This is a genomic window from Bradyrhizobium sp. CCBAU 45321 (assembly GCF_028128975.1).
Classification (GTDB): domain Bacteria; phylum Pseudomonadota; class Alphaproteobacteria; order Rhizobiales; family Xanthobacteraceae; genus Bradyrhizobium; species Bradyrhizobium yuanmingense.
In genome coordinates this window covers 481,415-500,822 of sequence record NZ_LFKZ01000017.1, presented here as the reverse complement: position 1 = coordinate 500,822, position 19,408 = coordinate 481,415, and the positions used below count along the sequence as shown (strand labels likewise).

The 19,408-nt window shown below is 64.7% G+C and carries 16 protein-coding genes; 6 read left to right on the top strand and 10 right to left on the bottom strand.

All coding sequences use genetic code 11. From position 1 onward, the window contains the following. Positions 1-63: 63 nt before the first annotated feature. The 6 genes from ACM43_RS08345 to ACM43_RS08320 all read right to left on the bottom strand — a co-directional run bounded on the left by ACM43_RS08345 (position 64) and on the right by ACM43_RS08320 (position 6,343). Complete coding sequence (locus tag ACM43_RS08345; RefSeq protein ID WP_271539622.1) at positions 64-1,677, bottom strand: benzoate-CoA ligase family protein; 1,614 nt, start codon at positions 1,675-1,677, stop codon at positions 64-66. After that, positions 1,674-2,825: an FAD-dependent monooxygenase gene (locus ACM43_RS08340; protein WP_271539620.1), complete on the bottom strand. Its 1,152-nt coding sequence runs from the start codon at positions 2,823-2,825 to the stop codon at positions 1,674-1,676. The genes ACM43_RS08345 and ACM43_RS08340 overlap by 4 nt, the downstream gene beginning before the upstream one ends. 187 nt (positions 2,826-3,012) lie before the next feature. Next, the gene (locus ACM43_RS08335; RefSeq protein ID WP_128265055.1) at positions 3,013-3,228 is read right to left on the bottom strand and encodes a hypothetical protein; all 216 of its coding nucleotides are present in this window, start codon (positions 3,226-3,228) and stop codon (positions 3,013-3,015) included. A gap of 133 nt (positions 3,229-3,361) precedes the next feature. Next, complete coding sequence (locus ACM43_RS08330; protein WP_271539617.1) at positions 3,362-4,210, bottom strand: cysteine rich repeat-containing protein; 849 nt, start codon at positions 4,208-4,210, stop codon at positions 3,362-3,364. Between the two features lie 148 nt (positions 4,211-4,358). Further along, on the bottom strand, positions 4,359-5,366 hold the full coding sequence (locus ACM43_RS08325; protein ID WP_271539615.1) for an NADP-dependent oxidoreductase: 1,008 nt from the start codon (positions 5,364-5,366) through the stop codon (positions 4,359-4,361). Between the two features lie 182 nt (positions 5,367-5,548). Continuing rightward, on the bottom strand, positions 5,549-6,343 hold the full coding sequence (locus ACM43_RS08320) for an ATP-grasp domain-containing protein (RefSeq protein WP_271539613.1): 795 nt from the start codon (positions 6,341-6,343) through the stop codon (positions 5,549-5,551). Between the two features lie 373 nt (positions 6,344-6,716). On the opposite strand from ACM43_RS08320, the gene ACM43_RS08315 reads away from it, so the two are divergent. From ACM43_RS08315 to ACM43_RS08305, 3 genes are all read left to right on the top strand, one after another. Then, entirely contained in the window at positions 6,717-7,490 is a 774-nt protein-coding gene (locus ACM43_RS08315; RefSeq protein WP_128265051.1) for a ferredoxin--NADP reductase, read from the top strand. Between the two features lie 293 nt (positions 7,491-7,783). Continuing rightward, positions 7,784-9,472, top strand: a complete 1,689-nt coding sequence (locus ACM43_RS08310) for an FMN-binding glutamate synthase family protein (RefSeq protein WP_404544432.1) — start codon at positions 7,784-7,786, stop codon at positions 9,470-9,472. 98 nt (positions 9,473-9,570) lie between these two features. Then, on the top strand, positions 9,571-9,810 hold the full coding sequence (locus ACM43_RS08305; protein ID WP_271539610.1) for a PilZ domain-containing protein: 240 nt from the start codon (positions 9,571-9,573) through the stop codon (positions 9,808-9,810). 221 nt (positions 9,811-10,031) lie between these two features. On the opposite strand, the gene ACM43_RS08300 is transcribed toward ACM43_RS08305, so the two are convergent. Next, positions 10,032-11,327: a hemolysin family protein gene (locus ACM43_RS08300; RefSeq protein WP_157285827.1), complete on the bottom strand. Its 1,296-nt coding sequence runs from the start codon at positions 11,325-11,327 to the stop codon at positions 10,032-10,034. A gap of 243 nt (positions 11,328-11,570) precedes the next feature. Between ACM43_RS08300 and ACM43_RS08295 the strand changes: the two genes are divergently transcribed. Continuing rightward, entirely contained in the window at positions 11,571-13,646 is a 2,076-nt protein-coding gene (locus ACM43_RS08295; RefSeq protein ID WP_271539608.1) for a methyl-accepting chemotaxis protein, read from the top strand. A gap of 116 nt (positions 13,647-13,762) precedes the next feature. After that, entirely contained in the window at positions 13,763-14,494 is a 732-nt protein-coding gene (locus ACM43_RS08290; protein WP_271539606.1) for a sulfite exporter TauE/SafE family protein, read from the top strand. A gap of 9 nt (positions 14,495-14,503) precedes the next feature. Here the strand turns inward: ACM43_RS08290 and ACM43_RS08285 are convergent, their stop codons facing one another. The 3 genes from ACM43_RS08285 to ACM43_RS08275 form a co-directional block, all read right to left on the bottom strand. Further along, a complete protein-coding gene (locus ACM43_RS08285; RefSeq protein ID WP_271539604.1) occupies positions 14,504-16,474 on the bottom strand; it encodes a carbohydrate porin in 1,971 nt (656 codons plus the stop codon). 403 nt (positions 16,475-16,877) lie between these two features. Continuing rightward, positions 16,878-17,141, bottom strand: a complete 264-nt coding sequence (locus tag ACM43_RS08280; RefSeq protein WP_271539602.1) for a hypothetical protein — start codon at positions 17,139-17,141, stop codon at positions 16,878-16,880. 140 nt (positions 17,142-17,281) lie between these two features. Beyond that, on the bottom strand, positions 17,282-18,088 hold the full coding sequence (locus ACM43_RS08275) for a creatininase family protein (RefSeq protein ID WP_271539600.1): 807 nt from the start codon (positions 18,086-18,088) through the stop codon (positions 17,282-17,284). Between the two features lie 153 nt (positions 18,089-18,241). Here ACM43_RS08275 and ACM43_RS08270 point away from each other — a divergent pair, with 153 nt between their 5' ends. After that, a complete protein-coding gene (locus tag ACM43_RS08270; protein WP_271539598.1) occupies positions 18,242-19,264 on the top strand; it encodes an ABC transporter substrate-binding protein in 1,023 nt (340 codons plus the stop codon). Positions 19,265-19,408: the final 144 nt, after the last annotated feature.

Genomic DNA, 19,408 nt, shown 5'->3' with positions numbered 1-19,408 from the left:
AATGGTGGGCACGCTCCGCTTTGCCCACCCTACGATCGCGGTGCGCGGAACTCCGTCCTCGCCTCACATCCGCAGCAACGCCTGCCGATCGATCTTCCCCGTGCCGGTCTTCGGGAGTTCGTCGATGAAGATCACCTCGCGCGGATATTTGTACGGCAGCAGCCTGCTCTTGACATAGTCCTGCAGCCTGCGCGCCGCCTCACTCTGGTCGACCGCGCGGTTGTTCATCACCACCACCGCCTTCAGCGTCATGCGACGGTCCGGCAGCTCGGCGGCAAACACCGCGCATTCGCGGATGTCGGGGTGATCGGCGAGGCACAGCTCGACCTCGAGCGGGTAGACCCACTGGCCGGAGATCTTGATGAGATCGTCGGCGCGGCCACGGAAGAAGTGGAAGCCGTCGGCATCCCGCACGAAGCGATCACCGGTGTAGATCCAGCCGCCCTCGCGGATCGTCTCGGCGGATTTGTCCGGCCGATTCCAGTACAGCGGCGTGTTGGAATCGCCGCGCACCCACAGAATCCCTTCCTCGTTGTCGCCGACGTCGCGGCCGTCCTTGTCGCGCAGCGCGACCTCGTAGCCGGGAACGCGCAGACCCGCGGCGCCGAGTTTCTTCTGCTCGGGCCGGTTGGAGAGATAGATGTGCAGCACCTCGGTCGAGCCGAGGCCTTCGACGATTTCGAGCCCCGTGAGCGTCTTCCAGCCGTTGAAGACCTCGGCCGAGAGCACCTCGGCGGCGGAGAGCGCCATGCGCAGCGACGAGAAATCCGTCTCGTCCGAGCCCTCGGCCTTGGTCAGCGCGGTGTACAGCGTCGGCAGGCCGAAGAAGACCGTCGGCTTGTACTGCTCGATCGCCGCGAAGATCGAGGCCGGCTTCGGCTGGCCCGGCAGCAGCAATGTTGCGGCGCCGGCCGAGAACGGGAAGGTGACGGAATTGCCGAAGCCGTAGGCGAAGAAGATTTTTGGCACCGAGAAGCAGATGTCGTCAGGCGTCAGCTTCAGTACGCTCTGCGCAAAGGCGGCATCCGTGTAGGCCATGTCGTGCTGCAGGTGCACGATGCCTTTGGGCCGTCCGGTCGAGCCGGAGGAGTACATCCAGAACGCCATTTCGTCGCGCTGTGTCGGCGCTTCCGCCAGCTCGGCAGAAAATTGCGCGAGCCAGCTCGCCGCCGCGAGCGCCTGCGGCGCCGCGTGCTCGCCGGCCGCGCCGTTGGCGACGATCAGCGTATGCAGCTTGGTCTCCCTGCAAGCCTCGGCATTGAAGCGCGCTACGAATTCTGCATCCGCCACCGCGACGGTCGCGCCGGAATCGGCGAGGTAGAATTGCAAGAGGTCCGGCGGCGTCAGCGTGTTGATCAGGAGCGGCACGAAGCCGGCGCGCACCGCGCCGAAGAAGGCGGCCGGATAGGCCGGTGTGTCGTCGAGGAACAGCAGCACGCGGTCGCCGCGCTTCAGGCCGAGCGACGCAAGGCCGTTGCCCCAGCGGCAAGCCTCGTCGCAGAGCTCGGCATAAGTCCGTGTGCCCGCGGGGCCGATCAACGCGCGCTTGTGGCCGCGGCCCTTGGCGAGATTCTCGAACAGGATGCGGCTGGCGTTGTAGATGTCAGGGACGGCAAAGCCGATCTCGCGTGCGCCCTCGCTGTCGGCGGGCACCTGATCGAAAATCGCGTTGCTCATGCCTCGCCTCCGCCATTGTCCCCGCCATTCCTGGCCGCTTGATAGCGGGCCATGAAGGCCGGCGACATCGCACGCAGCCGGGAATCGTCGATGCGGCCGGAGCGGGTGATGTAGCTGTAGGCGAAGTCCATCAGGGGAAGCTTCATGTGCTCGGCGAAATGTTCGTACCAGAACGCACTGGTGCGCGCCGCGTTGACGAGCTTCTGCACGATGGGCTTGCGCGCGGCCTGATAGCGATGCAGCGCGGTCGCAAGATGCGCATCCGACTCCAGCGCCTTGACGAGGGCGATGGCGTCCTCGATCGCGAGCCGCGTGCCCGAGCCGATCGAGAAATGTGCCGAATGCAGGGCGTCGCCGAGCAGCACCATGTTCTTGAACGACCAGTGCTCGTTCCAGATCCAGGGAAAATTGCGCCAGACCGATTTGTTGGAGACGAGGCAATGGCCGCCGAGCGTGTCGGCGAACACCTCCTCGCAGACGCCCTTGGACTGCTCGACGTCCTTGTAGGCGAACCCATAGGCCTGCCAGGTGGCGTAATCGCATTCGACCAGGAAGGTGCTCATGGTCGGCGAATAGCGGTAGTGATGGGCGTTGAAGGCGCCGCGTTCGGTCTTCACGAAGGTCTGCGACAGCGTGTCGAAGCGTTTCGAGGTGCCGTACCAGACGAACTTGTTGGATGAGTAGGACAGCGACGTCCCGAAATCGCCCTCATAGGCGCGGCGCACCAGCGAGTTCAGTCCGTCGGCGGCGACGATCAGATCGTGGCCGTTGAGCTGGTCGATCGCCTGGATCTGCGTGTCGAAGCGCGGGGTCACGCCGACATCGAGCGCGCGCTGCTGCAGGAATCTGAGCAGATCCAGCCGCCCGATCGATGAGAAGCCGACGCCGTCGATGGCGACGCTGTCGCCATGGAGGTGCAGCGTGATGTTCTCCCAGCTCTCCATGTGCGGGGCGATCGCATCGACCGTCTCGGGGTCGTCCGCGCGCAGGAACTCCAGCGCTTGGTCGGAGAACACGACGCCAAAGCCCCAGGTCGCGTCGGCCGGGTTCTGTTCGAACAGGTCGACCTGATCCTCGGGGTGACGCTTCTTCCAGAGATAGGCAAAGTAGAGCCCGCCGGGCCCCCCGCCAATCACGGCGATCCGCAACGTCTGCCTCCCTAATTGACAGTATACTTACTATCTAGGGGTAGACTAATGTGCTCCGGCGTCCGGCGCCAGCGGAATTATCGGCAGCGCGCGGCACGCCAAAGCACGTGTCCGGACACGCGTTTTGCGGGTCCGAAACCGTCAGGTGCGAATCATAGCCAAACCGGGGCGGATTGGCCACCAGGGGTCAGACGCAGCGCTTCACATAGACCCCGTTCACCAGAACCCTGGTGCAGCGGACCGCCGGCACCGGCTTGCGGACGACGACGGCCGCGTTCGGTCCGACGCAGCCGGCGCGAACGACGCCGCGTGCGCACACCACCGCATTGGCGTCGGTGGCCTCGAAGGTCATGGTGGCGGCGAAGGCGAAGAGCGCAGAAGCAACGAGCAGCAATGAACGCATGTTGTCCTCCCGGGGCTTGTCGTGGTCGTAGCGGCCTTTCAAACAAGGATCGGTTAGTTTACGCCTCAGCACGCGAAAACCTTCGCGTCACTCACCGCAATTCATGCCGCGGACGAATTAAGCCCGCTCGGTCTCATCGCGCCGCGAAAGGCGCGAGCACCTCTTTGCAGGCCGGCGAGAGCGATGCCGCCCGGTTGGAAATGCATTGGATGATCCGGCCGCCGCCGGGCGCCACGCCGGCGCAGAGGGCGCGGATGTCGGCGCCGCAAGCTGACCGCACGATGAACAGCTCTTCGCGCGGCAGCAATGGTCGCAGCGTGATCGTGGCCGGCGCCGCGGCGGCCGCGGGAGCTGCTGCGGCCGGAGCCGCGCCTGCGGGCGCTGCGGCTGCTCCGCCACCGAATGCTGCATTCACGGCCTTGGCGCAACCGGCCGACACCTTCGCCTTGTTCTTCTCCAGGCATTCGAGCGCCGGCGCACCGCCGGGCGGCACGCTGGCGCAGACCTTGGGATAATCGCCGCGGCAGGCGCTCTTGATCGCGGAAACCTGCGCGGGGCTCGGCTGCTTTGCTGCTGCCGCCTTCGGCGCCGCCGCCGCTCCCGGCTTGGAAGCTGGCGCGGCAGCCGGCGCCGCTTCCGTTTTTGCCGGTTCAGACTTGGCAGGTTCAGACTTGGCCGGTTCAGATTTGGCCGGTTCAGATTTGGCGGGCGCTGCTTCGGTCTTCGGCGCGGCGGCCGGTTCGACCGCGCGAACCGCAGCCTGGCAGCCCGACGACAGGCTCGACATGTTCTTGGCGAGGCATTGATACGCCTCCACTCCGCCAGGCGTCACGCTCGAGCAATGCGCCATGAAGTCGGAGCGGCATGCGGACCGGATGGCGCTTTTCTGGGCCTCGGTCTGCGCGAACGCTCCTGTTGCAGTTGCGAAGAGTGCTGCCAGCAACGCCGTGCGCGTCGATGCATGCTTCAACGTGTTGAACATTTGAATGAATTCCTGCCCGATCGGGAATACCGACCATTCTGAAAAAGATATGCAAGCGCAATCGTCGCGAGGGTCAGCTCGCGAGCGGCATCTTTGGCCGCTTCGGCCTCTACCGCAAGTCAATTATGCCGACGCAATTGGGGCGCGACTACGTCGTCAGTCTCACCATGCGCTTGCCGCGATTCTCGCCTGCGAGCAATCCGATCAGCGCTTTCGGCGTGTTCTCGAGTCCGTCGAGAATGTCCTCCTGCACCTTGAGCTTGCCGGATTTCACCCAAGCCTGGAGATCGGCGAGTGCGCGCTCGCTGTCCTTCATGTAGTCCATCACGATGAAGCCCTGCATGGTTAGCCGCTTCACCACGATCAGGCCGGGCACGCCGCGCGGGCCATGTGCGGCAGGCGCGCCGTCATATTGCGAGATCGCGCCACAACAGGCGATGCGGCCGTAGTTGTTCATCTGCGGCAGGCAGGCTTCGAGGATGTCGCCGCCGACATTGTCGAAATAGACGTCGATGCCTTTCGGCGCCGCTGCGCGCAGCGCCTTGAACACCGCGCCGTCCTTGTAGTCCACGGCGGCATCGAAGCCGAGCTCGGAGGTCAGCCAGTTGCACTTGTCGGCGCCGCCGGCGATGCCGACGACGCGGCATCCCCTGATCTTTGCGATCTGTCCGACGATCGAGCCGACCGAGCCTGCGGCCGCGGAGACCACGACCGTCTCGCCCTCCCTGGGCTTGCCGATCTCAAGCAGGCCGAAATAAGCGGTGAGACCGGCGATGCCGAACACGCTGAGCAGGTGCGTCATCGGCTCGAGCTTCGGCATTTTGGTCAGATGCTTCGCCGGCACGGCGGCAAATTCCTGCCAGCCGGTGTCGCCGAACACGATGTCGCCAGCCGCAAGCCCCGCTGTCTTCGAGCTGACGACCTCGGCGATGGCGCCGCCGGCCATGACGCTATTGGCTTCGACGGCGGAACGATAGGTCGCGCCGTGCATCCAGGCGCGGTTGGCCGCATCGAGCGAGATGTAGCGTACGCGCAGCAAAGCCTCACCCTCCTTCGGCTCCGGCATCGCGCCTTCGACCATCCTGAAATGTTCGGGACCGAGCTTGCCGCTGGGCTTTTCCACCAGCAGGATCTGGCGATTGATGTTGCCGCTCATGGCGTTTCCCTTTTCATTTGCTTGACGATCATTGATGCAGCCGCCGCAAGGAAAGCGTGCAAGCCGCATGCGTCGTGCGCTGCATGAAGGCTAGATCGCCGCTTTCCATTTCACAATGGGAACATCCCGAAAACGCGACCGCACGCAGAAGGGATTGCAGCTTGCGCTTGGCGCTCGGAGCGTCACGCAAACACCCGATCCAGCGCCGCATCATAAGCCGCCTGCACCAGCTCCGGATGCAGCTTGCCCAGGGTCTCCATCATCACGCCGGAATTGATCTCGAGCACTTTCCATTCGCGATTCACCCGAACCACGTCGATCGAAGCAAAGACGATGCCGATGGCGCGCGCGGCATCGATCGCGAGCTTTGCGCAGGCCGCGCGGACTGCGCCGTGCTCCAGCAGCACCGGCTTTGCGCCGGCATCGAGATTGTGCCGCCAATCCGAGCCGCGCTGCTTGCTGTAGACGACGAGCGGCATTTCATCGAGCAGGACCACGCGGACCTCCTCCTCGATCGCGACATAGGGCGAGATCACGAGCCCCGTGCTCATCGAGAAGACCTCGTCGGCGGCGTGGTCGAGCTCCGCCTCCGTCGTCACCTTGAATACCGAGCGCCCCGATGTTCCCTCGTTCGGCTTCACCACCACGCCGTGCGGATTTTCGGCGAGCAGCGCCAGCATCCCCTCGCGCCAATCGGCGCCGGCGACATGCACGCCCAGCTTCGGGTTGAGGAACAGCCGATGCGGAACGCAGGGCACGGCCGCCAGCGTCAGCGCCTCGGCGGTGGCCGACTTGTCGTTGGCGAGGCGATGGGCGATGGCGCTGTTCAGGCCGATGTCGTAGCCGAAGGCGAAATGGCGTGTCGGTCCCCGGCGCATCGCGATGAGCCAGCCACCGGAGCGGACATCGACCGCGATGCCCCGCTCCGCGCAATAGCGCCTGATCGCCTGAACGAAGATCCGCTCGCCGCTTGCCATGGTGTTTCGTCGTTCCTGGCGCCAAAAACCGCAAAAATGCGGGCGCCGGCGCCAAGCCGGGTGAGAATTCAGAGCTATTCTTAATGAAATTCTTGCGAGCGCGCCGGAAATTAAGTGCTGCAATGAAGCCCGGCAGGGAAAAGAAATTATCCTCCTCGCGTGCGAGACAGCAGATTCCTTAATGATGTGACCAGTTCTGCCGCAAATGCCGGTTTGACCGGCATCAATTGCATCCGAAACGAGGTTGATTATTGGTCTCAATGGCGTAGATCACACACGCGAAATCCTCCGCCATGGCAAATGGTGACCGCCCGATTTCGGGCCGGGCAACGCTTTTGCCCTAAAACCGCAGTTATTCGGAATATCGAAAATCATGAGCGCGTTTTACCGAGAGAAGGTTCTTTCCGTCCACCACTGGACCGACACGCTGTTCAGCTTCCGCGCCACCCGCGATACCGGCTTCCGGTTCCAGAACGGCCAGTTCGCCATGATCGGCCTCGAGGTCGATGGTCGGCCGCTGCTGCGGGCCTACAGCATGGCGAGCGCCAACCACGAGGAAGAGCTCGAGTTCTTCTCGATCAAGGTGCAGGACGGCCCGCTCACCTCGCGCCTGCAGAAGATCAAGGAAGGCGACACCATCCTGGTCGGCCGCAAGGCGACCGGCACGTTGATCACCGACAACCTGCTTCCCGGCAAGCGGCTGATGCTGCTCTCGACCGGCACCGGCCTTGCGCCCTTCGCCAGCCTAATCAAGGACCCCGAGGTCTACGACCAGTTCGAGTCCATCGTGCTGGTGCATGGCTGCCGCCAGGTCTCCGAGCTCGCCTATGGCGAGAAGCTGGTCGCGACCCTGCGCGAGGATGAGCTGTTCGGCGAGCTGCTCGCGGATAAGCTCGTCTATTATCCGACCGTGACCCGCGAGCCGTTCAAGAACCGCGGTCGCATCACCGACCTCATCAGCTCCGAGCAGATCTTCAACGACATCGGGCAGGGCCCGCTCGACATCGCAACCGACCGCATCATGATGTGCGGCAGCCCGGCGATGCTGGAAGAGCTGAAGCAGATGTTCGAGAGCCGCGACTTCGTCGAAGGAAGCGGCAACAAGCCCGGCCATTTCGTGATCGAGAAGGCCTTCGTCGAGCGCTGAGCGCTACGCGCTCGCGTCCCGGACGCAGCGCCCCTTCGCCGGTGCGCTGCAGAGCCCGGGGTCCATCTCGCCGCATCGTATGCTGTTGCATTCTGGGTCCCGGGTCTGCGCTTGCCCGGGACACTGCATGGCTTGCGCCGCCTCCGACCCCTCTGCTGCACCGCAAAATCCGTCCATCCGGCTGATTGATTTGTCTCGGCCGAATTCGCTAGCCTGAAACAAGGGCGGCGTCATATCCGTATGACAGGCGCGGGCGTATCGTGACGCCTTCTGCTGGCGAGAGGATCGGAATCGTGGCCGACGACAACAAGACGCATGCATCCCCGAAACGCCTGCCGCTGGCGGAGGAGGGGATCATGGAAACCCTGCTGCTGCCCTTCTCGCCGCGCTTCATCGTGCTGACGATCTGCGCGGTGGTCACCGCGCTCCTGATCGGCATCGGCATCTCCGACGGCAAGATCTTCGACATCCTGCTGATTCCGATCCTCATCTTCGGCGCGCTGACCCTGCTCGGCGTCCGCGATCTTCTGCAGAAGAGCCACGCGGTGCTGCGCAACTACCCGATTTCGGCGCATATCCGCTTCCTGCTCGAAGAGATTCGCCCCGAGATGCGGCAATATTTCTTCGAGAGCGAGAAGGACGGCATGCCGTTCTCGCGCGACACCCGCGCGGTGGTCTATCAGCGCGCCAAGATGGAGCTCGACAAGCGTCCTTTCGGCACCCAGGAGGACGTCTATCGCGAGGGCTACGAGTGGATGCATCACTCGGTCTCGCCGAAGGCGCATGCCACGGAGAAATTCCGTGTGGTGATCGGTGGGCCGGACTGCGCAAAGCCTTATTCGGCCTCGGTGTTCAATATCTCGGCGATGAGCTTCGGCGCGCTCAGCCCGAATGCGGTGCGGGCATTGAATGCCGGCGCCAGGAAGGGCGGTTTCGCGCACGACACCGGCGAGGGCGGCGTCAGCCCCTATCACCGCGAGATGGGCGGCGACATCATCTGGGAGATCGGCTCGGGCTATTTCGGCTGCCGTCATCTCGACGGCAGCTTCGATCCCGAAGCGTTCGCGCGCGTCGCCGGCGACGACCAGATCAAGATGGTCGAGCTCAAGGTCAGCCAGGGTGCCAAGCCAGGCCATGGCGGCGTGCTGCCGGCGGCCAAGGTCTCCGAGGAGATCTCCAAGATCCGCGGCGTCGCCATGGGCGAGGACTGCATCTCGCCGGCCTCGCACCGCGCCTTCTCGACGCCCGTGGGCATGATGCAGTTCATCGCCGAGATGCGCCGCCTTTCGGGCGGCAAGCCGGCCGGCTTCAAGCTCTGCATCGGCCATCCCTGGGAGTTCCTGGCGATCTGCAAGGCGATGCTTCAGACCGGAATCTATCCCGATTTCATCGTCGTCGACGGCAATGAGGGCGGCACCGGCGCGGCGCCGCTTGAGTTCATGGATCATCTGGGCATGCCGATGCGCGAGGGCGTCAATTTCGTCCACAACGCGCTGGTCGGCATCAATGCGCGCGACCGCATCAAGATCGGCGCCTCCGGCAAGATCGCGACCGCCTTCGACATGGCGCGCGCCATGGCGATCGGCGCCGATTGGTGCAATTCGGCGCGCGGCTTCATGTTCTCGCTCGGCTGCATCCAGTCGTTGAGCTGCCACACCGACCGCTGCCCGACCGGCGTGGCGACGCAGGATCCGACGCGGGCGCGCGCGCTCTACGTGCCGCTCAAGATCGACCGCGTGCACAATTATCACCATGCCACGCTGCACTCGCTGACCGAGCTGATCGCCGCGGCAGGGCTCGAACATCCGCAGCAGCTGCGGCCGATCCATTTCAGCCAACGGACGTCGACGACCCAGGTGAAGTCGTTCGCGCAGCTCTATCCGGCGCTGCGTCCGGGCGAGCTGCTCGAAGGCACGGAAGACCCGCGCTTCCGCGACGCCTGGCAGATGGCGCGCGCCGAGACGTTCCAGCCGGCGTTGTAAGATGCGGGCTGCGGCTGCCGTAGGCCAGGGACCTCAAATTGCCGAGAGCGGAGGGTAGGGTTTAACGGCTGGTTCAACTTTGGGTGTAGATTCGGCCCATGGACGAGCGACGCGACAAGGCCCGACATCGCGTGCTGAAGGCCGGGACGATCGAGTTCGGCGGTGGCGCGATCGACTGCACCGTCCGCAATCTCTCCGATACCGGCGCCGCACTCGACGTTGCCAGCCCCGTCGGCATTCCCGATCATTTCACCCTGTTCGTCCAGGCCGACGGCACGCATCGGGCCTGCACGGTGGTCTGGCGCAAGGAAAAGCGGATCGGGGTCAGGTTTGGGTAGGGTTCTGCGAGTGACGCGAACTCGAGCCACAACTCAGCTGTCGTCCCGGACAAGCGCGAGCGCAGATCCGGGACCCATACCGCGTGATCTCGCGAGTGCGGCTGGTGGCAATACCAAACTGCGAGTCTTCGCCAAACCCCTCCCTGGTTATGGATCCCGGATCGGCGCGCGCTTGAGGCGCGCTTGTCCGGGACGACGCCTAACTTTGCGGCTTGCTAAATTCACCCCGTCTCGACCTCAGTCAATCGGCTCGCCAATATCTTGTCGATCCTTCGCCCGTCGAGATCGACCACCTCGATGTGCCAGCCGCCGAAATCGAAGGCATCGCCGACATTGGGCAGCATGTTGAATTGTTGCAGCACGAGGCCTGCGACCGTGTTGTAGCGATGCGGCGGCAGCTTGATGCCGAGCAGTTCGCCGAACTCGTCGACCGGCATCCAGCCGGAGATCAGCAGCGAATCGTCGTCGCGCCTGACGAAGGCCGGCTCGGGCGGTCCCTCCTCGGAATGAAAGGCGCCGACGATCGAGTAGAGGATGTCGGCGGCGGTCACCATGCCTTCGAAGGCGCCGTATTCGTCGTAGACGAGCCCGACGTGAACCGGGGCCGCTTTCAGGATGGTCAGCACGTCGCGCGCATCTGCCGACACCGGGATGCCGGGCGCCTCGCGCACGAGCGCGCGCAGGTCCGGATTGCGTTCGTTCATATAGGCGATCAGCAGGTCCTTGGCCTGCAGCACGCCGATCGGCTTGTCGCGGTCGCCGTCGGACACGGGAAAGCGCGAATGCGGGCTCTTGGCGATGATGTCCTGGATGGCGGCGGGATCGTCGTTCAGGTCGATCTCGTCGACCTCGGTGCGCGGCGTCATGACCGCGCCGACCGGCCGGTCGCCCAGCCGCATCACGCCGGCGATCATCTCCTTCTCGCCGGGCTCGAGCACGCCTGCGCTCTCGGCCTCGCTGACGAGGTGATGGATCTCGTCCTCCGAGACTTTCTCCTCGGCCTTGCCGCCGCGGCCGAGCAGCGTGAGGATCAGCTTGCCGGAGACGTCGAGCAGAAACACGAGCGGCAGCGATATTTTCGCAAGCGCGTGCATCGCCGGCGCGACCCGCACCGCGATGCTCTCGGGGTCGCGCAGCGCCACCTGCTTCGGCACCAGCTCGCCGACGATCAGGGTGCCGTAGGTGATGAGCGTGACCACGATGCCGACGCCGACGATGTCGGCAATGCCTGGCGACAGGCCGAGCTCGAGCAGCCATTGCGTCAGCCGCTGCCCGAGCGTCGCGCCCGAGAACGCGCCGGAGAGCACGCCGACCAGCGTGATGCCGATCTGCACCGTCGAGAGGAACTTGCCGGGATCGGCCGCCAGCGTCAGCGCTCGCTCGGCGCCGCGCACGCCCTTGGCCGCGAGCAGCGACAGCCGCGCTGGGCGTGATGACACCACGGCCAGCTCCGACATGGAGAGCAGGCCGTTGATGACGATCAGGACGACGACGATGGCGAGTTCGAGCGAAAGCATTGACGTTCCGGAGGTAAGCAAGTGTGGCCGGGATGCCGGCAAGCCACTGATATAGGTATTCAGTGCGGAAGTGCTGGCGATTCTGCTTATTCATCGCCGAAAGGGAACCCGTGCGCGACGGCGTTCCCAAAGGCGTCCGCGACGCCTTGACACCCCGCGGAACTACGGATCGTTGCTTAACGAGCCCTTAGTGGCCGCCCGCTAGCTTTTGCGCTTGCAAGAATAGACCCGGGGGACCTGAGGATGCGGATCGGAAAGCTTTTCGCGCTGTCGATGCTGACGGTGACGGTGTTTGCAGTCATCCTCGGCGCCGAGGTGCTGATACCGCAGACGCGCATCTTCACCAATCGCTCCGATGCGATCAGGACGGTGGAGGCATTTGGCGCGACGCTGATGGCCAGCCAGCACGTCGCCAGCCTTCGCGCTCCCTATATCGGACCGATCTTCCAGGAAGGCGCTGCAACGCAGGCGCAGCTCGAAGCTGCCGCGAAGGCCGCGAAAACGGCCGAGGAGGGCTTCGAGGCCGCAAGGCGCTCCGTCATGGTGCTGGACGGCGGCGGCGCCATCGCCGAGAATCTCGACCGTGCCGCGCGGCGGCTGAAGGAAATCACCACCGCGGCCGGTCGCGCGATGAGCGTTCCGCTGGCGGCGCGCGACGGCGCCGCGACAAAGGGCTTCCTGCCCGGCGTTGCCGAGGTCCTCGCCAATCTCGAACCCGTCATGAACAAGCTCGAGGCAAAGGTGATCAACGCCGATTCCTCGCTTGCGGCGCTGTTGAACCTGGCGCGGACGGCGCAGGATCTGCGCGTTTCGGCCGGCAGCCGCGCGGCCACGCTGTCGCCTGCGCTCTCCGCGCGCCGTCCGCTCACCGCGGCCGAACTGTCGCTGATGGATCGCATGCAGGGGCGCGTGGAGGTCGATCGCGAGCGCATCGAGGCCGGTCTCGAACAGCTCGAAAATCCCGTCCGGATCGCCACCGCGCTGAAGGCGGCGACGGAATCCTATTTTGGAAAAGCCGCAGTTGCCGTGGACAAGGAGATTCCTGCAGCACGGACTGACGGTAAGTACGCCGGCACCGCCGATGAGCTGGCGAAGGTCATCGTGCCGGCCATCCAGATGTTCTACGGCGTGCGCGACGCTGCGCTGGCGGAAGCCGCCGAGCGCGCCTCGGCCGCGCGCGACGGCGCGCTGGCGATGCTCGCGCTCGCCGGTGTCGCCGTGCTGGCCCTGCTCGGCACGCTCGGTGGCGTGACCATCATGCTGCGCAGGCGCGTGGTGACGCCGCTCGGCCGGATCGCCGACGTGATCGGCGCGCTCGCCGCCGGGCAGCACGAGGTCGAGATTCCCGCGACGGGCCGCAGCGACGAGATCGGCCAGGTCGCAGGCTCGCTCCAGCATTTCAAGGATTCGCTGCTCGCCAAGAAGTCCGCCGACGAGGCGGCCGCGATCGAAGCGGAAGCGAAGCTGAAGCGCAGCCAGCGCATGGATCAGATCGCGCGGGAGTTTGAAGCCATGATCGGCGACGTCATCAACACCGTCTCGTCGGCATCCTCGGAGCTGGAAGCCTCCGCGGGAACGCTGACGAGCACGGCCGAGCAATCCGAAAAGGTCACGGCGACCGTTGCCGCCGCATCCGAGCAGGCCTCCACCAACGTGCAGACCGTTGCCGCCGCGGCGGAGGAGATGGCCTCGTCGGTCGACGAGATCAGCCGTCAGGTTCAGGATTCCGCGCGCATCGCCGGCGAGGCCGTGCAGCAGGCCGGGCGGACCAACGAGCATGTCGGCGAGCTCGCCAGGGCTGCGGGGCGGATCGGCGACGTCGTCGAGCTCATCAGCCAGATCGCCGGCCAGACCAACCTTCTGGCGCTCAACGCCACCATCGAGGCGGCGCGCGCCGGCGAGGCCGGTCGCGGCTTCGCCGTCGTCGCGTCCGAGGTCAAGGCGCTGGCCGAGCAGACCGCCAAGGCCACCGGCGAGATCAGCCAGCAGATCTCGGGCATCCAGACGGCGACGGAGGACTCCGTCGGCGCCATCAAGTCGATCGGCGACACCATCTCCCGCATGTCCGAGATCGCGTCCGCCATCGCCGCGGCGGTCGAGGAGCAGGGCGCAGCGACGCGCGAGATCTCACGCAATGTGCAGCAGGCCGCGCGCGGCACCCAGCAGGTCTCCGCCAGCATCGTCGACGTGCAGCGCGGCGCGAGCCAAACCGGATCGGCCTCCTCCAACGTGCTCGCATCGGCAAGGTCGCTGTCCGGCGAGAGCAGCCGGCTCAAGACCGAGGTCGGGAAATTCCTCGACGCGATCCGCGTGGCATAACAAGGTCATTGTGCAAGAAGGCCGCTTCACCTAGACTTGCATCCCGGGGATGTCGCAGCCTCCCCGTGAAGTGGTGATCCCACGCAAGCGCTGCTCGCTTATCCATGGAGCGAGCAATGGACGGGATCGCAATCGAGCTTCCGCTGTTTTTGTTGGCCACCTTCGCCGGCGCGTTCGTCGCGGGCCTCTCCGGCTTCGCCTTCGGCCTGGTCGCGGCATCGTTGTGGCTTTACGTGCTGACGCCGCTTCAGAGTGCCAGCCTGATCGTCGGCTTCGGCCTTCTGGTGCAGGGCTATTCGGTCTGGAAGCTGCGCAGCGCGCTCGACTGGCACCGGCTGTGGCCGTTCATCGTCGGTGCAATCATCGGTGTGCCGGCGGGGGTGTCGCTCCTGACCTGGGCCGATCCGAAGAGCGTTCGCATCGCGGTCGGTGCTATCCTGATCGCCTACAGCCTCTATGCATTCTTCCGGCCGCAGCTCAAGCTCGCGGCCGCCATGCCGCCGACCGCCGACGTGACGGTCGGTTTCGTCAACGGACTGCTCGGCGGCCTCACCGGTCTTGCGGGCATCGTCGTCACCATCTGGTGCAATTTGCGCGGCCTGCCCAGGGACGCGCAGCGCGCCACGTTCCAGCCGGTCGCCGTCGTGGTATTCGCCATGGCGGCGTTCTGGCTCGGTGCCAAGGGATCGCTCACATCAGACACGGCGAAGCTGTTCGCGCTCGGTCTGCCCTTTCTGTTCGCCGGAACGTGGCTCGGGCTGAAGCTGTTCGGCCGGATCGACGAGGCCACGTTCCGCAAGATCGTGCTGGCGCTGCTGTTCGTCTCGGGCGTTGCGCTCCTGTTCTGAGCCGCGGGCTCAGAACTCCCCGTGCAGCCGCCCCGAAAACACCGATATCGGTCCGCGGTCGGCATTGTAGGCGGGGTTGACGATGAGCTGGTAGTCGGCGGTGAGGGTGATGTTCTTGTTCACCGCGTAGGCGTAATAGGTTTCGAGGATACGTTCCTTGCGGTAGTTCAGCGCGCCGTCGCCGACCAGCACGCCGAGGCCGCCAGCGGCGAGGAAGTCGCGGTAATCCTGTGAGATCGCGTTGATCGCGCCGCCGACGCCGATCACGTCGTCGGGTCGGCCCCAAGTCGTGCCCTTGATCGAAACGCCACCGGACAGGCTGCGATGAATGTCGGTGAAGGCCAGCGTTTCTGTCTTGCCGTCGTTCCAGCTCCAGCGGCCGAACAGGCCGACATCGTCGGTGATCGCCTGCTCGAGGTTGAGCACGTAGCCGTACTTCAGGCGGCCGCGGCGGGTCTGCGCGATGTCGAGATTGAGCGCGGGATTGTCCAGCGTCTCGCGGAAGCTGCCCATGTTGGCGCTATCGAGCCAGCCGATGGTCCTGAGCTTGCCCGGCCGGCCGAACAGCGAGAAGCGCGTCTCGAGCTCGAGCAAATATTGACCGCGCTCCCCAACCCTGGTGTCGAAGTGATTGGCGTTGGACTCGGCAACCATCAGGAAATAGCCGCCGCGCAGTGCCCATTGCTTCTGGTTGAGCTCGGCGGTGACGCCGTAGGTGAGGCCGACCTTGTCGGCGGAATAGTCGAAGGCGCCGGGCGCCCAGATCGACCAGTTCATAAAATCCCGGCGCGTGTCCTTGGCGTAGGCATTGCCGTCGAACACGTCGACCACCGGGAATTTGCCGGCCTGAATCGTGAGGCGCGACACGTCGACCTTCTGGCCGAGTTGGAGCTGACCGCTCGCAAGCTCCTCCTGCTCGCCGCCGAAGCCGAAGGTCTGGCGCACGAACAGGCGCGAGGTGTTGTAATGCGGATAGGGGAAGTTCGACTTCTGCGCTTCGCCGTTCGGGAAGCCGGCCGCACCGACCGTGTCGTTCAGTCCAAATCCCTGCAGCAATTCGGGATTGTAATAGACCTCGCCGCCGTCCCACAGCCGCGCGTTCAGGAACAGGCTGTTGCTCCACGTCGCTTTGGCCTGCCGCGACGGCGACAGCGAGTTCGGCCCGGTATAGAGCGCGGGAAAGGATGGATAGCCCTGCGGCAGATAGGTGGTCTGGCCGTGAATCTCCCAGCGATCCGATTCCGTGTCGATCAAGGAGCTGTTCGGATTGTAGCTCGGCAGGCCCGGCCAATCGACCTTGCGGTTGAGGCCGAGCCTGACCTGCTGGAAGTCGAGCGACGAGGAGGTGTACTGCGCGCCCGTGGAGAAGGCGACGTTGGCGCCGTCGAAGCGGCTGTAGAGATATTCGAGCCGCGCGCTCCAATGTGGCGCGAAGGCGTATTCTAGGCCGGCGCCTGCGACCCAGCCGGGCCGCGTGTTCAGGATCTTCGGGATTTCGGCGCCGGAGGCCGGCGCGTCGAAATAGCGCTCGCCCATCCAGGCGAAGCCGCCGGTGGCGTAGATGAGCCAGGGACCGCTGGTGTAGCCGACGCGGCCGCGCACGCTCGCGGCGTAGTCCCATTGCTGGGTGACGGTGTTGGCGGGCGTTGCCAGGAACGAGACGATCGAGTTCGAGGTGATGTAGTTGGGAAACGTAAAATCGCCTTCGACGCCGACCAGCCAGCCGGAGTTGAGGCGATAATTGTAGCCCGCCTGCACGCCGCCGATCATGCCGCTGAAGACGCCGCTGTCGCCCAGTGCGGAGCCGTCGTTCAGCGCGAAGCGCGACGAGCCGTGGCTGTAGCCGGCATGCGCGCCGATATAGAGGCCGGTCCAGTCATAGACCGCTCTCAAGGCTGGCGCCTTCAGCGGCAGATCGGCCGCGCGGCTGGCCGCGGGAAGGGCAAGCACGCCCGTGGCGATCGCCGCGGCCGTTCGCAAGCACCGGTGTCTGTGACCTCTCAACGCCAAAACGCACGCCCCCAAACGCGAATGTGTCTCACCTGCCGCGATATCCCTGCCGTGTCGCGGCGATTCTGTCACCAGGTCTCCGCGCTCGAGGCGACTGGCCGAGATAATCTCGATTGACCTCGACTTCGTCCCATGTTCCTGAATCTACGACTAGTCTTATTGCGAATAATTCGCAAGAGCAACTCACCTTGCGTTGTCGCAGAGGAGAGTTCGCACCACTGTGTGACGCGGGTGCAACAAAATCCGGGAATCCAAAACGGAATGACCCCGCCCGGGGGGGACAGCCGGGCGGGGTCGGGGGCACGACACGGGGTGGATGAGGCGCCCGTGTCGGACGCAGGATCCACGTGGAGATCGGCCTCAGATACTCAGATCAGTAGCAGGTGCGAACGCGGCCGACGTACTGGCCGAAGGCGTTGTACTGCGCGACCCAGCCGCAGCGGCGATAGCCGTGATAGTAGGGGTCGTGCGTGGCGGCGATCGCGGAGCCGACGACGGCGGCGGTGGCGATGCCGGCGCCCACACCATAGACCCAGGCGGGCTGCTTGGCTTCGGCCGAGGAGGTGGTGGACGCGATGCTGCCGGTCACGGCGAGAGCAGCGAGAGCTGCGGCGGCAAACTTGGTCTTGATCGACATGTGAAACTCCATCCGGGGTTGAGGCGGTCCGTTGTGGCCCGCGTGCCCAGTTGGACGGAGGCTCCTCGCGTCCGGTTCGAAGACCGCAAATGTGCTCGCCAAAGCTCGATCTTTCCTGAATGAATCCAGGAAGATGCCCCCTAGCCGAGGGGGCCCTTGGCGAGCCTGTTCACGTCGAAGTTATCGATCTCCGCCAGCAGCTCGCAGAACGCCGTCGCACCCTGATCGAGCAGCTGCTCGCCCTTCGCGGGGGCAGCCAGCGTCGCGTTGCCGACGGCACCGCTGGCGTTGAGATCCTGCGCCTGCCAGGCGAACGGCGCCGGCCGCTGCGTCGACAGCCAGCGATACTGCTGCTCGATCGCAATACTGCTCGCTGGAAAATCGGCGATTGCATCCTTGCGCACCTGATCGGGATAGCTCGCCAGCATGATCGAAGTCTCGACGGCGCCGCCGTGAATGCCGTGCCGCACTTCATCGGCCGGGAACAATTTGTCGGCGCCTGAGAGCCGCGACCACGAGGTCGTCACCACGAACAGCTTGTGATGCGCACGCAGGTCCTGCGCGACCAGCATCATCGCTGCACTGTTGCCGCCATGGCTGGTGACGATGACAAGCTTCCGCACGCCGCGGCTTGCAACGTCCGCGCCGATCGCTGTCCATTTCCTCAGCGCAATTTCGGTCGGCAGCGTCTGCGTGCCGGGATAGTCGATATGTTCGGTCGAAATCCCGACCGGTTCGACCGGGAGGAAGCTCGCCGGAATCCTGGTTGGTAACAGCTGACGCACACGTGCCAGATAGGCGTCCGCGATCAACACGTCCGTCGTCAGCGGCAGATGCGGACCGTGCTGCTCGGTTGCCGCCAGCGGCAGCACCGCGATCCAGCGCGACACCTCGCCGGGGCTCGCATCAGCCCAGTCGATGTCGATCCAGTCGCGGGAGGGCGTCATCGAGGTTTCCTTGCCCGAATTTGTCACGTAATTTGCGGTATGAGGGGATGCGGGCCCGGGCGGCTCGCATCCCCTGATGTCATGCGGTTCTATCGCGTTGCCTTCACCCGGACCAGTCGCGATTGGGCCAGCCACGATCGACGGAGTGCCATTATGACCCCCTTTCATCTGCGGCGAGCGTTAGTTGCGGGCTTGTTGGCCGCTCTCGCCTCTTTTGCGCCGGCGCGCGCCCAAACGCTCGACAAGGTCACCTTCGGCACCAACTGGGTCGCCGAGGCCGAGCATGGCGGCTTCTTCCAGGCGGTCGCCGACGGCACCTACAAGAAATACGGCCTCGACGTCACCATCGTCCCCGGCGGCCCGAACGAGAACAACCGGATGCTGCTGATCGCCGGCAAGATCGATTTCTTCATGGCCGCGAACACGCTGATGTCGTTCGACGCCGTCGCCAACAACGTTCCCGTCATCACCATCGCCGCGATTTTCCAGAAGGATCCGCAGGTGATGCTGACGCAGCCTGATGCCAAGGTCGCCAAGATCGAGGACCTCAAGCCGCTGACGCTGTTCGTCTCCAAGGAAGGCATGACCAGCTACTTCCAATGGCTGAAGTCCGAATACGGCTTCAGCGAGAAGAACCTGCGCCCCTACAATTTCAATCCGCAGCCCTTCATCGCCAATCCCAAGAGCGCCATGCAGGGTTACGTCACCTCCGAGCCGTTTGCGGTGGAGAAGGCCGCCGGCTTCAAGCCCAATGTGCTGCTGCTCGCCGATTACGGCTTCAACACCTATTCCACCCTGATCGAAACCCGCCGCGAGATTGTCGAGAAGAAGCCTGACCTCGTGCAGCGCTTCGTCGATGCCTCCATGATCGGCTGGTACAATTACCTCTACCGGGACAATTCCGCCGGCAACGCCCTGATCAAGCAGCTCAACCCGGAGATGACCGACGATCTCCTGGCCTATTCCGTCGCCAAGATGAAGGAGCACGGCATCGTCGATTCCGGCGACAGCTTGAAGAACGGCATCGGCGCAATGAGCGACGAGCGCTATGCCTCCTTCTTCAACAAGATGGTCAAGGCCGGGGTCGTGAAGGCGGATCTCGACTACCGCAAATCCTACACGCTGCGCTTCGTCAACAAAGGCGTCGGCCTCGAGCTGCGCCCGAACAAGCCGTAACGCATGGTGAGATCAGGGGTAGGTGGCTCGGCGTCCTACACCTCTCTCGAAAGGAGAGGTCACATCGCATCACAAGATGCGATGCGGGTGAGGGGTTACGCTCTCTCGTGGGACGTGAGGCCCCTCACCCGGCGCTACGCGCCG

Coding starts and splice junctions, on each gene's coding strand:
- ACM43_RS08345 (WP_271539622.1), bottom strand. CDS start 1,677: ATGAGCAACGCGATTTTCGATCAGGTGCCCGCCGACAGCGAGGGCGCA.
- ACM43_RS08335 (WP_128265055.1), bottom strand. CDS start 3,228: ATGCGTTCATTGCTGCTCGTTGCTTCTGCGCTCTTCGCCTTCGCCGCC.
- ACM43_RS08330 (WP_271539617.1), bottom strand. CDS start 4,210: ATGTTCAACACGTTGAAGCATGCATCGACGCGCACGGCGTTGCTGGCA.
- ACM43_RS08325 (WP_271539615.1), bottom strand. CDS start 5,366: ATGAGCGGCAACATCAATCGCCAGATCCTGCTGGTGGAAAAGCCCAGC.
- ACM43_RS08320 (WP_271539613.1), bottom strand. CDS start 6,343: ATGGCAAGCGGCGAGCGGATCTTCGTTCAGGCGATCAGGCGCTATTGC.
- ACM43_RS08315 (WP_128265051.1), top strand. CDS start 6,717: ATGAGCGCGTTTTACCGAGAGAAGGTTCTTTCCGTCCACCACTGGACC.
- ACM43_RS08305 (WP_271539610.1), top strand. CDS start 9,571: ATGGACGAGCGACGCGACAAGGCCCGACATCGCGTGCTGAAGGCCGGG.
- ACM43_RS08300 (WP_157285827.1), bottom strand. CDS start 11,327: ATGCTTTCGCTCGAACTCGCCATCGTCGTCGTCCTGATCGTCATCAAC.
- ACM43_RS08295 (WP_271539608.1), top strand. CDS start 11,571: ATGCGGATCGGAAAGCTTTTCGCGCTGTCGATGCTGACGGTGACGGTG.
- ACM43_RS08290 (WP_271539606.1), top strand. CDS start 13,763: ATGGACGGGATCGCAATCGAGCTTCCGCTGTTTTTGTTGGCCACCTTC.
- ACM43_RS08280 (WP_271539602.1), bottom strand. CDS start 17,141: ATGTCGATCAAGACCAAGTTTGCCGCCGCAGCTCTCGCTGCTCTCGCC.
- ACM43_RS08275 (WP_271539600.1), bottom strand. CDS start 18,088: ATGACGCCCTCCCGCGACTGGATCGACATCGACTGGGCTGATGCGAGC.
- ACM43_RS08270 (WP_271539598.1), top strand. CDS start 18,242: ATGACCCCCTTTCATCTGCGGCGAGCGTTAGTTGCGGGCTTGTTGGCC.